Source organism: Gemella sp., from assembly GCF_057272915.1.
Genome location: NZ_DBHIUF010000008.1, coordinates 81,170 through 96,681 on the forward strand (window position 1 = coordinate 81,170; position 15,512 = coordinate 96,681).

Annotated in this window: 12 protein-coding genes; 2 read left to right on the forward strand and 10 right to left on the reverse strand. The window is 32.1% G+C overall.

The window, feature by feature from the left end:
- Positions 1–52: 52 nt before the first annotated feature.
- The 10 genes from carB to ACO6OL_RS05045 all read right to left on the reverse strand — a co-directional run bounded on the left by carB (position 53) and on the right by ACO6OL_RS05045 (position 13,767).
- Entirely contained in the window at positions 53–3,229 is a 3,177-nt protein-coding gene (gene carB, locus ACO6OL_RS05000) for a carbamoyl-phosphate synthase large subunit (RefSeq protein ID WP_485502332.1), read from the reverse strand.
- Between the two features lie 52 nt (positions 3,230–3,281).
- Complete coding sequence (gene carA, locus ACO6OL_RS05005) at positions 3,282–4,370, reverse strand: glutamine-hydrolyzing carbamoyl-phosphate synthase small subunit (RefSeq protein WP_485502333.1); 1,089 nt, start codon at positions 4,368–4,370, stop codon at positions 3,282–3,284.
- Between the two features lie 31 nt (positions 4,371–4,401).
- Positions 4,402–5,682 (reverse strand): dihydroorotase, encoded by a 1,281-nt coding sequence (locus ACO6OL_RS05010; RefSeq protein WP_485502334.1) that lies wholly within the window; start codon positions 5,680–5,682, stop codon positions 4,402–4,404.
- Positions 5,683–5,695: 13 nt separating this feature from the next.
- Positions 5,696–6,577 carry an aspartate carbamoyltransferase catalytic subunit gene (locus tag ACO6OL_RS05015; RefSeq protein WP_485502335.1) on the reverse strand — a complete coding sequence of 294 codons (882 nt, stop codon included), beginning with the start codon at positions 6,575–6,577 and terminating at the stop codon, positions 5,696–5,698.
- A gap of 194 nt (positions 6,578–6,771) precedes the next feature.
- Positions 6,772–7,296, reverse strand: a complete 525-nt coding sequence (gene pyrR, locus ACO6OL_RS05020) for a bifunctional pyr operon transcriptional regulator/uracil phosphoribosyltransferase PyrR (RefSeq protein WP_204641508.1) — start codon at positions 7,294–7,296, stop codon at positions 6,772–6,774.
- 1,325 nt (positions 7,297–8,621) lie between these two features.
- A complete protein-coding gene (locus ACO6OL_RS05025) occupies positions 8,622–8,843 on the reverse strand; it encodes a DUF1648 domain-containing protein (protein WP_485502336.1) in 222 nt (73 codons plus the stop codon).
- Between the two features lie 19 nt (positions 8,844–8,862).
- Positions 8,863–10,422 carry a putative ABC transporter permease subunit gene (locus ACO6OL_RS05030; protein WP_485502337.1) on the reverse strand — a complete coding sequence of 520 codons (1,560 nt, stop codon included), beginning with the start codon at positions 10,420–10,422 and terminating at the stop codon, positions 8,863–8,865.
- Entirely contained in the window at positions 10,397–11,125 is a 729-nt protein-coding gene (locus tag ACO6OL_RS05035) for an ABC transporter ATP-binding protein (protein WP_485502338.1), read from the reverse strand. The genes ACO6OL_RS05030 and ACO6OL_RS05035 overlap by 26 nt, the downstream gene beginning before the upstream one ends.
- A 121-nt stretch (positions 11,126–11,246) precedes the next feature.
- Positions 11,247–11,864 (reverse strand): TetR/AcrR family transcriptional regulator, encoded by a 618-nt coding sequence (locus ACO6OL_RS05040; RefSeq protein WP_485502339.1) that lies wholly within the window; start codon positions 11,862–11,864, stop codon positions 11,247–11,249.
- A 547-nt stretch (positions 11,865–12,411) separates the two neighbouring features.
- Positions 12,412–13,767 (reverse strand): ATP-binding cassette domain-containing protein, encoded by a 1,356-nt coding sequence (locus ACO6OL_RS05045; protein ID WP_485502340.1) that lies wholly within the window; start codon positions 13,765–13,767, stop codon positions 12,412–12,414.
- A gap of 207 nt (positions 13,768–13,974) precedes the next feature.
- Between ACO6OL_RS05045 and ACO6OL_RS05050 the strand changes: the two genes are divergently transcribed.
- Together ACO6OL_RS05050 and ACO6OL_RS05055 are read left to right on the forward strand one after the other, a co-directional pair.
- Entirely contained in the window at positions 13,975–15,132 is a 1,158-nt protein-coding gene (locus tag ACO6OL_RS05050) for a M20 metallopeptidase family protein (protein WP_485502341.1), read from the forward strand.
- A 2-nt stretch (positions 15,133–15,134) separates the two neighbouring features.
- On the forward strand, positions 15,135–15,416 hold the full coding sequence (locus ACO6OL_RS05055) for a peptidase dimerization domain-containing protein (RefSeq protein ID WP_485502342.1): 282 nt from the start codon (positions 15,135–15,137) through the stop codon (positions 15,414–15,416).
- Positions 15,417–15,512 lie beyond the last annotated feature (96 nt).

Sequence of the window (15,512 nt, forward strand, 5' to 3'; positions counted from 1 at the left end):
CCTTTTTTTAAGAAGAAGGGAAAAAATTTCCCCTTCTTCATCATTTTTTATTTTATAGTGGTAATATATCAAATGATATTGATTCTAGTACTTTTAGTAGCGCATCTGCTGTATCTAATGATGTTAAACATACAACCTCTTGTTCACTCGCTACACGGCGAATCTTGAATCCGTCTTTTGTTACATCTTTATCTTTTGAAGTAGTATTTACTACTACATCCACATCTCCATTATATATAGCATCAAGTACACTGTAATCACTTTGATTAATTTTTCCTACTGGAGTAACTCTTAATCCGTGTTCGTCTAAGTATTTAGCTGTTCCTTCTGTAGCTAATAGGTTGTATCCTAAGCCGAAGAATCGTTTTGCTATATTTAATGCTTCTTCTTTATCATCATCACTAATAGTGAATAAGATATTTCCTTGATCACTTACTTTGATTCCCGCTGCAAGAAGTCCTTTGTAAAGTGATTTTTCTAGAGTTCTATCACTTCCCATTACTTCTCCAGTTGATTTCATCTCAGGTCCAAGAGTAGTATCAACATCTTTTAGTTTTTGGAAACTAAATACCGGTACTTTAGTGTACACATTCTGTGCTTCTGGTAATAATCCAGTTTCATATCCTTTAGATTTAAGTGTTTCTCCAATAATTGCTCCAGCAGCAAGTTTCGCCATCGGAACTCCTGTGATTTTACTTAAGAATGGTACAGTTCTTGAGCTTCGCGGGTTAACTTCTAGTACGAATACTTCACCTTTACTTATTACATATTGAATATTTAATAATCCAACGATATTTAATCCTTTTGCTAATTTAATTGTATATTCTATTAACTTAGCTTTTTCACCTTCTGTCAGTGTTTGAGGTGGATATACTGCTATAGAGTCCCCTGAGTGAACCCCTGCTCTTTCGATGTGCTCCATAATACCTGGAATAATTACTGTTTCTCCATCACTAATAGCATCTACTTCTATCTCACGACCTACTAAATATCTGTCAGTTAGTACTGGGTGTTCTGGTGTAAGTTTTACAGCTGTCTTCATATAACGACGTAATTCAGCTTCTTCATAAACTATTTCCATAGCTCGTCCACCTAGTACGTATGATGGTCTTACTAATACAGGGTATCCAATTTCTTCTGCATTTTTAACTGCTGTTTCTACATCGAATGCAGTTTTTCCAAGTGGTTGTGGAATGTCTAGTTTATGTAATAATTCTTCAAATTTATCTCTATCTTCTGCATTATCGATTTCTTCTAAAGCAGTACCTAAAATTTTCACACCGTGTTTTTCTAATTTAGCTGCAAGGTTAATCGCTGTCTGTCCACCAAATTGAACTACAACTCCTAGTGGATTTTCATGATTAATTATCGCCATCACATCTTCTTCAGTTAATGGCTCGAAGTACAGTTTATCAGAGATTGTAAAGTCCGTAGAAACTGTTTCTGGGTTGTTATTAACAATGATTGCTTCATAACCTGCATCTTTAATCGCCATTACCGCATGAACTGTAGCATAGTCGAACTCTACCCCTTGTCCAATTCTAATAGGACCTGATCCTAACACAACAATTTTTTTCTTATCGCTAACTATTGATTCTTGTTCTTGTTCATAACTTGAGTAGAAATATGGAGTTTCTGAAACAAACTCAGCTGCACATGTATCAACCATTTTGAATACAGGAGTTATTTTATTTTCTTGACGAAGGTTGTAGATATCATCTTCTGTCACTCCCCATCTGTGGGCAATTACCTTATCAGAGAATCCGTATTTTTTAGCATATTCTAGTAAATCTACATTTCCAACATTGTCTTTTAACTCATGTTCGATATCAATGATATTTTGCATTTTCTCTAGGAAGAACATGTCAATTTTTGTAATATCGTGAATATCTTTTGTACTTTGTCCACGTCTTAAAGCTTCTCCGATAAAGAATAATCTTTCATCTCCGGCTTGTTTAATCTTGTCAATAATTTCTTCTAATGTGAAATCATCTCCATTAGGTAGTCCAAGGTGGTGCACACCATATTCTAATGAACGGATAGCTTTTAGTAAACTTTCTTCATAAGTTCTACCCATCGCCATTACTTCACCAGTAGCTTTCATTTGTGTTCCTAATTTTCTATCCGCATTCTCAAATTTATCAAATGGGAAACGTGGAATTTTACTTACTACGTAGTCAAGTGTTGGCTCGAAACAAGCATATGAGTTTTGTGTAACTGGGTTTATAATTTCATCAAGAGTTAATCCTACAGCAATTTTCGCTGCAATTTTCGCAATCGGATATCCTGTAGCTTTTGATGCTAAAGCTGATGAACGTGATACCCTTGGGTTAACTTCGATAATATAGTATTTGAATGAATTTGGATCAAGTGCAAGTTGTACGTTACATCCACCTTCAATTTTTAAAGCTCTAATAATTTTTAATGATACATTACGTAGCATGTGGTACTCTCTGTCTGTTAATGTTTGAGAAGGTGCTACTACTACTGAATCCCCAGTGTGTATTCCAACAGGATCAATGTTTTCCATGTTACATACAACAATCGCTGTATCGTTAGAGTCACGCATTACTTCGTATTCAATTTCTTTAAATCCTGCGATAGATTTTTCTAATAAACATTGAGTAACTGGTGAATAGTGTAATCCACTACTTACGATTTCTTCTAAATCTTTCTCATCGTAACAGATACCACCACCTGTTCCTCCCATAGTGAAGGCAGGACGAACAATTACTGGATATCCTATTTCAGCAACAAATTCTCTCGCTTCATCTAAAGTTGTAATAATCGCTGATTCTGGAACTGGTTCATTAAGTTCATTCATAAGATCACGGAATAATTCTCTATCCTCTGCTTGTTCGATTGAACTTAATTTCGTTCCTAGTAATTCAACTCCATATTTATCTAAGATTCCACTTTTGTGCAGCTCTACCGCAAGGTTAAGCCCCACTTGTCCCCCTAATGTTGGAAGTAATGCATCAGGTCTTTCTTTTCTGATAATTTTACTTACAAACTCAAGAGTTAAAGGTTCCATATAAACTTTATCTGCAATTTCTTTATCTGTCATTATTGTCGCTGGGTTAGAGTTAACTAAGATAACTTCATACCCTTCTTCTCTTAAAGACAGACACGCTTGAGTCCCAGCATAGTCAAACTCTGCTGCTTGACCTATTGTAATTGGTCCAGATCCTATCACTAGTATTGTTTTTATATCATTACGTTTTGGCATTTTTATTCTCCTTAATTTTGCATCGATACTCTATAATTTCTCAGGTTACTTCCTATTTATTTTCTTTAAATTCTCTCATATTATCTATAAACTGATCGAATAAGTAGTTAGGATCGTGTGGTCCTGGTGATGCTTCTGGGTGATATTGTACTGAAAATACTGGGTATTTTTTATGACGTACTCCTTCACATGTTTTATCATTTACTGATAGGTGTGTAAGCTCTAAATCTGTATCTTTTAATGATTCGATATCAACACTGAAACCATGGTTTTGTGAAGTAATATCAACTTTTCCAGTTATTAAGTTTTTAACTGGATGGTTAGCTCCACGGTGTCCAAATTTAAGTTTATATGTTTTCGCTCCACATGCTAATGAAATAAGTTGGTGCCCCATACAAATTCCAAAAATAGGAATTTTCGACATAACTTCTTTAAGCATCTCGATTGTTTCTGGTACATCTTCTGGATCTCCAGGTCCATTACTTAACATAATTCCATCTGGATTAAGTCTGAAGATTTCCGCAGCAGTTACATTGTGAGGTACAACAACGATATCACAATTACGTTCATTTAATTCTCTAAGTATTCCTGATTTCATACCGAAGTCTACTAGTACCACTCTATATCCATTTCCTGAAGATAAGAAAGCTTTTTGCGTTGAAACTTGTTCAATTTGGTTCGTTGGTAAGTCAGTTTTTCTAAGATTTTCTAATTGTTCTTCTGGATCCATACAAAGGTCAGTAATTATTCCTTTGATTGTACCGTGTTCTCTTATTTTTCTTGTTAAACTACGTGTATCAATTCCTGATATACCTGGGATATTAAGTTCTTTTAATACCTCATCTAAACTGTATTCTGTTCTAAAGTTAGATGGTTTTTTACAAACTTCTCTAACAATAAGTCCTTTAATACTAGGATTAATTGTCTCGAAGTCATCTCTGTTGATTCCGTAGTTTCCGATTAATGGATAAGTGAATGTTACTATTTGTCCATTGTATGATGGATCTGATAGTGTTTCTTGATAACCCGTCATACCTGTGTTAAATACTACCTCTCCTGCTAGTGCTTTGTTAGCACCGAATCCATATCCTTTATATACTGTTCCATCTTCTAAAATTAGTTGTCTATCGTAACTGTACATCTTTGTTCTCTCTTTCTAAGTTTTTTATTTTTTAAACTTCAAATACTTCGCTATCTTTGTATGCAACTTGACCTTCACATAGTGTTAATACTGGTATTCCGTATATTTCTTCTCCAACATAAGGTGTGTTTCTACCTTTTGATAAGAATTTTTCTGGATCAATTTTCAATGATTTTTCTAAGTCGATTACTACTAAGTCTGCAAAACAACCTTCTTCTAAACGTCCATATGGTAAATCGAAAGTATCTGCGACTTTTTCAGTCATTAGCTTAACTAGTAAGTCTAGTGAGAATACTCCTGTTTTTACAAACTTCGTATAAAGTTGGCTGAATGCTGTTTCACTTCCAACAATTCCAAATGCAGCTTTTCTCATCGATAAGTCTTTCTCATGAGTAGCATGTGGTGCGTGGTCTGTTGCTATTACATCAATTGTTCCATCTAATAGACCTGCGATAAGAGCATTTCTATCTTCACGTGCTCTTAGTGGTGGGTTCATCTTCCACATTCCGTTATCTTCTGGAATATCCATTTCATCACTTATTAGGTGGTGAGGACATACTTCACAAGTTACTTTGATTCCTGCTGCCTTTGCTTCTCTTACTACCCTAACTGATTCTTTAGTAGATACGTGACAAACATGGTAGTGACATCCTGCTGCTTCAGCTAAAAGAACATCACGTGCAATCTGAACACTCTCACATACTGAAGGAATTCCTGGTAAGTCTAATTCACGACTTCTACGTCCACAGTGCATACATCCACCGCGGATTAATGAGTTATCTTCACAGTGAGCTACAATTGCTTTATTTAATTTAGCAGCAACCATCATTGATTCATACATCATATTAGCATCTTGTACCCCTCTACCATCATCACTGAAGGCGAACACATGCTCGGCTAATTCTTCAAAATCAGCATATTCTTTTCCTTCTTCACCTTTTGTTATAGCTCCAAAAGGAATCGCTCTGATTACCGAATCACGTTCAATAATGTCTAATTGTAATTTTAAATTTTCATAACAATCTGGTACCGGATTTAAGTTCGGCATTGGCATTGCTGTAGTAAAACCACCACGTGCTGCCGCTCTTGAAGCATGATAAATGTTTTCTTTATATTCAAATCCTGGCTCTCTCCAGTGTACGTGAACATCTATAAATCCTGGTGAAACGAATTTCCCTTCTAAGTCTAATACCTTAGCTCCACTCTCTTCGATGTTCTCAGAGATTTTTACGATTTTTTTATCATCAACTAAAATATCTCTTTCTACTAATACACCATTTTCTAAAATTTTACCGTTTTTTAAAAGTAACATATGCTTCTCCTCTTTATAAGTTATTATCTTTAATTATTTTTTCTATCATTGCCTGTCTCATGAACATTCCATTTTTCATCTGTTCAAAGATTACTGATTTAGATGCTTCCACTAGTTCCGAAGCTATTTCCATATCTCTATTAACAGGTGCTGGATGCATCACTATTGCAGATTCTTTTAATCTTTCATAGCGCTCTTTAGTTAATCCAAAGTTATTATGGTATTCATCTTTACTTAGTCCCATCTTAGAGTCATGCCTTTCATGTTGAACTCTTAACAACATACAAACATCAACTTCTCCAACTACTTTATCAAAGTCTACTACTTCTCCAAGTGTCTCGTCTTTGAAAATATCAGGACAAACAAATCTTACTCTTGCTCCTAATCTCGTAAGCATGTTGTAATTACTTCTTGCTACTCGAGAATTTTTAATATCTCCTGCAATGATTACATTAAGATTTTCGAATGTTCCGAATTTCTCATACATTGTCATTAAATCAAGTAAACATTGACTTGGATGTTCGCCACTACCATCTCCTCCGCTTAAAATCGGAATATTTAAATTAGTCAGTTCATTGTAGTAAGCATCTTGACCATGTCTGATAACCAACATGTTGCAACCTAACATTTCTAGTGTTTTACAAGTATCGTATAAAGTTTCACCTTTATTTACTGACGAAGTTGAAGCCTCGAAGTTTATAACATTTAATCTATGTTTATGTTCAGCTACCTCAAAACTATGTTTCGTTCTAGTTGAGTTTTCAAAAAATAGGTTCGCTACATATAGGTCTTCTCTTGGTTCTACCTGCTTACCATTTTTCAACTCTAAAGCTCTTTCTATCAGCTGATAAACTTCTTCATTTGTTAAGTCTGACATTTTTACTATATTTCTCATAGTGCTTCCTCCATTTTGTATAAAAAAATACCTTGTATCCGTTTGGCTACAAGGTATGACTGTTCATCAACTATTAAATTCAAGTTATTATCTGGGCATAGTTATACTTAAATATAGCTATCCTCAAATAAAGTATAAACTTTAAATTCAATCCCTTGTTAGCCTCTCTGGACTACCTTAAAAAGATTTTATATTTAAATTAATAATATTTCTTCAACATCATCTACTTCATTTAAATGAACTTGTACATTTTCTTTTCTTGAAGTAGGAATATTTTTTCCAATATGATCTGCTCTAATTGGCAGTTCTCTATGTCCCCTATCTACAAGAATTGCAAGTCGAATTGCTTTTGGACGACTTGCATCCATAATAGCATCTATCGCTGCTCTTACCGTTCTTCCTGTATAAAGAACATCATCTACAATAATTACAACTTTGTTTGTCAAATCAAGTTTAAAACGTGGAACTTTTATTTCAGGTTCTTCACTTATTTTTTCTAAATCATCACGATAAAATTTTATATCAAGTGTTTCTACTGGAATATTAGTATTTTCAATTTCTTTGATTTTTTGTTTTAATCTTTTGGCGATATGAATTCCTCTAGTTTGAATACCTACTAAAACTATATCATCTAATTTATTTTGTTCGATAATTTCATTAGCAATTCTAGTAATCATTCTAGAAATCATTGTTTCGTCGAAAAGAATTCGTTTTTTCATACTTCACCTCAAAAAAATAGCCTACTCTATTGAGCAGGACAGCATAAATAAACTTGGTTTTCCAATAAATAAATCTTTGCTGACCTCTCTGGATCACATTAAAGATGTGTTATTCAAATTATCAATATTATATACCATAATAAGAGATTTGTCAAATGTATGATAGATTATTAGAGCTGTGTGAATGATGTGTTAATTCCCAAAGTAAATTCCAGTTCAAATAAAAAACTGGAATTTAACCTAAAACTATTTTTTAAACTGGAACTTAAGTTGAGACTAAGTAATCATGAAAAGATATTTGTCTAACTTTATTACGTTATTTTAAATTCTCTTTATAATGTTAAACGAGCTCCAGTTTTTAAAAATCTTAATTCTATCTTTATACTTCATAAAATTAGTTTTATACTGAGAGATGGTGTGATTTCCTGTGATATAGCATTTCTGACGGTTTCAATCATCATCTATGTTTCCACAATCTTTTCGACATCAACACTTTCATCAATGATATTATCTACAAAATGCCCATCCTGATCCAAGGACGAAAAAAAGAGCAAGTGGTTTTTCCTGTCCACCTGCTCTAAATACTTTCATGTTCTCTTTCCCACCAGTAGGCTTTGTATATATCCTCACTGACTTTGACTTTTTGTCCGCCTACATATAGATAAGATTCTTTTTTCATTTTGAAGTCCTCCGTTTCTTTTGATCGACTGTTTTTCAGGAAAAAAAGAAGGACTTCTACACTTAGGCATACGAAGTCCTCTAAAACGGAAGAATAAGAATACTTCTTTATCTACACTTGCGTATTTCAGCTTGCATCTGAAACAATAACCTACTATAGAGACTATATAAAAGAGGAATATTTTGTTTCTTTGGTATTTCTAACATTAGATATTTAGATTCTTCCATATTCTTTTCCTCCATTTTATCAATAATCTAAATAGTCAGTATCTTTATCTTCTTCACACATAATTGATTTTTATTCATTTTTTAAGTTTCTATTCTATCAAATAGTTTGATAATCTCAGAATCCGAAAATCCTAAGGCATATAGTTTTTCAAACAATATTTTTGTTAGCCTGTTAAAATTCTGATTTCTTAACTCAATTATTTTCTTCCCACTTTCAATAACAAAAAATTCTTTACTTCCAAGACTAACAATCAACCCCTGTTTCTCAAGAATTTTTAATGCTTTTTGGACGGTTGCAGGATTACATTCTTCCCTCTATGCTAAAGTCCTTATGGGATGCATCTGTTGCCCCGGTACATACTTACCTCTTAAAACAGTTGCTCTTATCACAGATGCTATTTGTAAATATGGATACATATTCACTTAACCTTTTTATTTTTCCTTCCTCGTATAAATTTCCAATAAGCAGAATACGGAATAACCGTAGCAAACAGAAGATAATATTTATTAGCAAACATATCAGGGGTTCCTTTTGCATTGAAATGAACAGGAATTTCCTCCGGGAGAAATATGCAAATAATAAATATTACAACAATCATTAATATCAACACCAAGATATCTTTTAACAGTCCATCTTTCATACCATTTTCCCTCCTTGAACTAAATAAAATTTAACTTGCTAACTTTTATATAAACTTCGCTTGAAATAACAAGTAAAGTAACTGATATTATCTGCAAAACTGGTGTTATCGAAAGATTTAAAAACCAATTAAGAAGAATTGGTGTAATGAGTGCAATTATCCCAATAAGTCCAGACACAATAACAGGCATGCTCTGCTTTACAACCATCATCTCGCTTTCCCATTCATAATTTGGATACTTTTTATTTAGGGAAATTCCTATGACTGTTATAAAGATCGAATAGCATATAGGAACAATTATTAGGTTAATAACTTGAATAAAGTTCATATCAAGTTTTAACGTAAATGCAAATATGGAAATCATATACCCAATCAAATGAAGTGTAAGGTTTACAGCTATCTTGGAATTTAAGATCATTTTTACCTTAACAGGAGAGCTTTGCAAAATCCAAATGTTTTTTCCTTCTAAAGATATCGCTGAAGCTGCCGGGCAACTGAGCGAGAGCATAGATGCAATAAATAATGGAGCAAAATTTGAGAGATATTCATTTATATTTTCTATTCCTGAAGACTCTCCTATTTGTTCTATAGAATTAAAAAGCAAAAATATACTAAAAACACATAAAAGTATTACACCGAGTCCTGCATTCAAGACCGCCATATACGAGCTTAAAAAGCGTCCCATTTCTTTTTTATACAAGGCAAGAAATATCGATTTTCTATTATAAGATTTTTTGTTATCAGAATATCTTGATGTTGTTTTAGCAAGAGTATTAAGCAATCCATACTTCATCGCAACAATTTTTACAAATATATAAAAAACTGATGTTGAAAACGCAATAAATAATCCCATTCCAATATACATTGTAAAATTTGTGTGTTGCACGAATAACCCGGATATTGGATACAGTCCTGTAATTTGCTTAGAAAGCATGATTCCAATGCTGTCTTCATTACCTGATTTCATAGCTGACACTGCAATATATCCAATTATGCCTATCATTGCAAATGAAAAGATTAGAGCAATAACATTTTTCCTCTTAAAATAAGATGAAACAGCAACAACAATCATTCCCATACATGCTGCTATGCACATAGGTATCAATGGAACAAAAATCATGGAGATAAAATACAATATAATCTGTAATACATTTAAGCTTCCGTTTAATACCCAAACAATGCCCCCCGGAAGCATAAATATGAATCCTATTAAAAAGTTCAATAAATACATAAATATAAACTTGCTACTTATAATGTCTGAGCTTTTTAAGGGTAGCGATAAAAGCGTTTCTATATCACGACTACCAAATAAAATTCCATTAGAATAAAATATTGTCAAAAATAATATTGAAAAACTTGATACCGCAACCATATAAGCCGGTATCAATTCCTGCTGTCCAACTTGTACCAGTGTTTTGGCTGTCATAAAATTATAGACACAGAAAAATATAGCAAGAGTTATTATTCCAAAACTTGCAATAACAACAGAGCTTTTCTTTTTATTTCTCGGCTCTCTAATTTCGTTGATTGGAAAAAAATTTATCAATTGGGCTCTAATTAGTATCCAAATTTTGCTCATTATCTTGTACCTCCATGAAAAAAGTTTCCAAAGTTTTATTACCTTTGACTTCTTCTATATTTCCGCTTGCGATTAACTTTCCATTTTTTATAATTGCAATTTTATTACATAATTTTTCTGCAACATCCAAAACATGTGTTGAGAAGAAAATAGCTCCTCCATCTGACACGCATTCGTGCATTACTTTCTTTAGTAGAAAAGCTGCTTTTGGATCAAGTCCTACAAAAGGTTCATCTAAAATTAGTAACTTTGGAGAATGAACCAGTGCAGAAATAATCGCTGTTCGTTGCTTCATACCATGTGAATACGAAGATATCATCCCCGAAAGATGATTAGTCATTTCAAATAAATCACTATATTTTTGAATTCTTTCTCTGCGTATTTCAGTAGAAATTTCAAATAAATCTGCAATAAAATTGATGTACTGAAATCCCGTCATATGTTCATATAAGTCTGGATTATCCGGAATGTATGCCATCATTTTTTTACAAATAACAGGCTCCTCTTTAATGGAATGCCCATCAATCGTTATACTTCCATTCTCAAAATCATGAATCCCAACTACTGCTTTTATTGTTGTAGTCTTTCCGGCTCCATTTGCACCAATGAATCCATAAATATCTCCAGACTGTGCTGAAATGGATAGGTTATCAACAATTTTTTTGTCTCCATAAAATTTACTAAAATTATTTATCTCTAACATACTTTTACCTCCATTGACAATTTGATTGACAATTTGTCAGTTATTCTTTGAAATAATACCGATAGCTTTTTTAGCATTAGCTATCGGAACATTATTATTTTTACAAACATTCTATTCTTTTTCAATTGTTAAAGAGTTTTTTTGCATTTAAGCTTTGTTCAAGCATTATCTTAAATGCGTTTAAATACTCATTGACAGACTCTTTTTTTGAATATCTTATACTTATGTTATTTGAAACAAAAACATAAGCTGTCATAAGAAATTCCGCTGTTTCAGACGGATATTTTACAAAAAGTGTTTTTTCTGATATTCCTTGGTTTATTATTCTTTCAAAATATATTGTCAGTTTTTCAATAATCTTATGGGATAACTTATCTATCATATATCGATTTTCTTCAAGATCAACTGTTTTTTGTAACGCTGATCCCTCTGCCGAAATATTTTCCGAAGATATAATTGTGGCATCTATAAAAGCTCTAATTTTTTCAATGGCGGTTTTATCTTCATCATAGACAATAACATGAATATCTTTCAATAATTTATCTGAATATTGTTCCACAAGACAATATAAGATATCTTCTTTATTCTTAAAGTGATAGTACAGCAAGCCTCTTGATATATTTACTTTGTCAACAATATCCTGAGTTGTTGTATTAGTATACCCTTGCTCTATAAATAGTAGCATTGCAGCATCCATAATTTCGGCACGTCGTATTTCCGGTTCTTTTACATCTCGCATTTTATACCTCCTATTTAAAGGATAACACTCAACTGACATTTTGTCAATTGCATTTTCTCATTTCTCTTGAATTTTATGTAGTTTTTAATTCCCAAAGTAAATTCCAGTTCAAATAAAAAAGGAGTGACCCAAAAATCGTTATTTTGAAGAAATCGATTTTATTGAGTCACCCTCGCAAAGTTTATTAGGAATCTTAGAAGCTTTTATAAAACATAGTTGATATCAATAAACCACTACGTCTATGAATTCTCATAAAAATTTTGAGTCAAACCCTTTGTTTTTCACCTAAATATACCATAGTTTTAGGCGATTGTTAAGAATTTAGGCGATTATTTATATTCTTTACTTTGTACTTCTGAATTAGTCCCATCAGTGAAATTTCTCCTTAATAACTAATCAATGCCTTTTTACTATATTTATTCATTCTCATCCTTTTCTTTCCATCTTGCACTAGCAACCGCAGCTGAAATAAAACCTAATATTAAGAATACAGCTATAATAATTTTTATCATAATTATCCTCCTAAATATTCTTATTAACTTCTAATTTATTCGAATTTCAGTACTTCTTTATTCGTAATATTTATAACCTTAGTTGCAACATTATCGATAAATTCCATATCGTGACTGACCATAATTAGTATACCAGGATATTTATTTAATATCTTCTCTACCGCTTCTATCGCAACAACATCTAAGAAGTTAGTTATCTCATCTAATAACAGTACATCTGTTTTTCTAAAAAGTAAACTTACAAAATAAAGTTTAACTTTCTCCCCTTTGCTTAAAACTGATATCTTCTTATTGATATCATCTCCTCTAAAATTTAGTAAAGCTAGTATATTTCTAAGTTCTATATCATCTAGTATAGTAGATTCTTTCACAAATTCAAACAATGTTTTTTCTTCTTTAAAAATATCGAAGTTATTTTGTTCAAAATATGCTACTTGCAAAGAACAAGGAATAGATTCTTTCACATATTTTAGAAAAGTAGTTTTCCCTGAACCATTTTTTCCTTTAATTAAAATGTTATCACCACTAGAAAAAGTAAAACCAGGTGATGACCAGAGAAACTTCCCATCTATTTCACAGCTTTTCGCGTCAATACAAAAACTCTTGTTATGAGTTTCCTTAAATATCTCTAAAAATTCAATATCATACTTATCTTTTAACGGCTTAGGTTTAATATTAGCCTGCAACTTATCTTCTTGTCTTGATATTTTTTTCTGTAATCTCTTTTCATTTTTTGAAATTTTATTTTTTACACTTATAATTCTATAATCTGATCCACTCATGTTCTTTGGCTTTCCAGATTTTTTCCCCTGTTCCTCTTTCATCTCTTGGATGCTTTTCTTTATCTTCTTAACCTCTTTATTGTACTTTTGCAGTTCAGCTTCATACTCAGCAGTTTCAATTTCTTCTTGAAATTTGTACTCATGATAATTCCCATTAAATTCTCTCACAGTATTATTTTCGATTATCCATAACTTAGTACAAACATTATTTAGAAAATTTCTATCGTGACTTGCTATACAAAAAGTTGCTGGAGTTCTTTTTATAAGATTAGCTATTTTGCTAGCATTATTATAATCTAAGTATGTTGATGGTTCATCTAGTAAATATAGTTCAACATTTGATAATAAACTACCTCTAATCTTGTTTACAACAACTTCCCCTCCACTCTTTTTAAGAAGAGAATTTTCTCCAAATTCTAAAAACTCTGATGAAATGTTATTTTCATCTTTAAGAGAGTCATCTATATATTTTAACAGAGTTGTCTTCCCTGAACCATTTTTCCCTATTAAACCAATAATATCACCAGTATTTATACTCAATTTTTCAATTTTGAATAATATCTTCCCTTGTTTTTCAAACTCTATGTTTTTAATATTTAATATTTGCATACACTAACTCCTTTTTAATAAAATCTCTCTATTAATCTAATGTATCCATGTTCCCACCCCCGAATTGAGTTTTACTAGTGTCTATTTTACTCATATTATATCAAAAATAAAAAACAATTGAAAACATTTTCTTGAACTATTCTCTATTTATTAAAATATTTATGCTATAATTGTATTTATAATTAAAAAAGTAATCTGGAGGTTTTTATGATTGAACAAATTATACAAAATGAACTTGATAAATTTTATCCAGAAATGATTGAACTTCGCCGCTATATGCATATGCATCCTGAAGTTTCATTTAACGAAAAAAATACAGCGAGATTCATTAAAGAATATTTAGAAAAAATTGGAATTACTAATATTAAAACAAACGTCGGATTAAATGGTGTAGTTGCAAGAATAAAAGGACAAGATTCTTCAAAAACAATCGCTTTTCGAGCAGACTTTGATGCTCTACCTATAAATGATGCAAAGGATACTCCTTACAATTCTACAATCCCCAATGCAATGCATGCTTGTGGACATGATGGTCATACTACTGCTTTACTTGCAACGTGTAAAGTATTAATGGATAATCAAAAAGAACTACCACATGATGTTGTTGCAGTTTTCCAATACGGAGAAGAACAAGCTCCAGGTGGAGCAAAACCTATGATAGATGCTGGTTGCTTACAAGGAGTCGATGCAATATTCGGTGCCCATCTTTGGACACCACTTCCACTTGGAACATTAGGCTATAGTTACAGTGAACTGTGTGCAGCTGCAGATAGATTCGAAGTGAAAATCAACACTAAGGAAAATGCAAATACTATTGCTGCAGAGTTTGTTAGTATGACTCAACAAATAGTTTCACGATTTGCTAAACCAAGAGAAACACTTGTTATCACCTTAGGAAAATTAGAAAGTTCTATTGAAGAAGCTAGTATTACTGGAACTATTAGACATTTCAATAAAGAACTTCATAAAATGGTATTAAATAAACTTCAAAACCTATGTGAAGCTTTAGAAAATGAATATCCTGGTACTAATATAGAATTTATTTATTACGGAGGTTATCCACCACTTATAAATCACAAAGAAGGAACAATAGAAATACAAAAAGCAACTTCTAAGATTCTTCCAGAAATTAAACAAATGGAAATTGAACCGTTAATGATCGGTGAAGATTTTGCATATTATGTTGAAGAAGTTCCTGGTGCTTTTTTCCTAATTGGTGCAGGGAATTCAACATTCGCTAAATATCCACACCACCACCCAAATTTTGATTTCGAAGAAGAAGTTATGAAACAAACAGCTTCAATATTCTTAACACTAGCCTTTGATTCCGCTAATGTAATTAAAAATCTTAAGGAGGAACAATAGATATGCATACATATTTAGTTAATATTTTTGGTAAAGGTGGACACGGAGCTGAACCTCATGAAGCCATCGATACAACAGTTATCGCTGGGGAATTTGTAAGAAAAACTACAAAATATAAAAATATAGAGATAATCTCTGTAAAAAGCGGTGATGCTTTTAATGTAATCTCTGGTAAGGCAGAAATTAACTTAAAAACAGATAATTTAGAACAATTGAAATCAATACTATCTTCACTGCTTATATATTACGGTGAGAAGACTAGGTTTGAAATAATAGGAAAATAAAAAGACTGAGTGTAACTTGATATCATGATTCCTTAAAAATCTGGGTCTATAATAAATACGGTTGATAATAAATATCAGCCGTATTTAAATTTATAA

What these genes read in the sequence shown, in the direction of transcription:
- carB (WP_485502332.1), bottom strand. Translation starts at nt 3,229, where the DNA reads ATGCCAAAACGTAATGATATAAAAACAATACTAGTGATAGGATCTGGA.
- carA (WP_485502333.1), bottom strand. Translation starts at nt 4,370, where the DNA reads ATGTACAGTTACGATAGACAACTAATTTTAGAAGATGGAACAGTATAT.
- ACO6OL_RS05010 (WP_485502334.1), bottom strand. Translation starts at nt 5,682, where the DNA reads ATGTTACTTTTAAAAAACGGTAAAATTTTAGAAAATGGTGTATTAGTA.
- ACO6OL_RS05015 (WP_485502335.1), bottom strand. Translation starts at nt 6,577, where the DNA reads ATGAGAAATATAGTAAAAATGTCAGACTTAACAAATGAAGAAGTTTAT.
- pyrR (WP_204641508.1), bottom strand. Translation starts at nt 7,296, where the DNA reads ATGAAAAAACGAATTCTTTTCGACGAAACAATGATTTCTAGAATGATT.
- ACO6OL_RS05025 (WP_485502336.1), bottom strand. Translation starts at nt 8,843, where the DNA reads ATGAAAGATGGACTGTTAAAAGATATCTTGGTGTTGATATTAATGATT.
- ACO6OL_RS05030 (WP_485502337.1), bottom strand. Translation starts at nt 10,422, where the DNA reads ATGAGCAAAATTTGGATACTAATTAGAGCCCAATTGATAAATTTTTTT.
- ACO6OL_RS05035 (WP_485502338.1), bottom strand. Translation starts at nt 11,125, where the DNA reads ATGTTAGAGATAAATAATTTTAGTAAATTTTATGGAGACAAAAAAATT.
- ACO6OL_RS05040 (WP_485502339.1), bottom strand. Translation starts at nt 11,864, where the DNA reads ATGCGAGATGTAAAAGAACCGGAAATACGACGTGCCGAAATTATGGAT.
- ACO6OL_RS05045 (WP_485502340.1), bottom strand. Translation starts at nt 13,767, where the DNA reads ATGCAAATATTAAATATTAAAAACATAGAGTTTGAAAAACAAGGGAAG.
- ACO6OL_RS05050 (WP_485502341.1), top strand. Translation starts at nt 13,975, where the DNA reads ATGATTGAACAAATTATACAAAATGAACTTGATAAATTTTATCCAGAA.
- ACO6OL_RS05055 (WP_485502342.1), top strand. Translation starts at nt 15,135, where the DNA reads ATGCATACATATTTAGTTAATATTTTTGGTAAAGGTGGACACGGAGCT.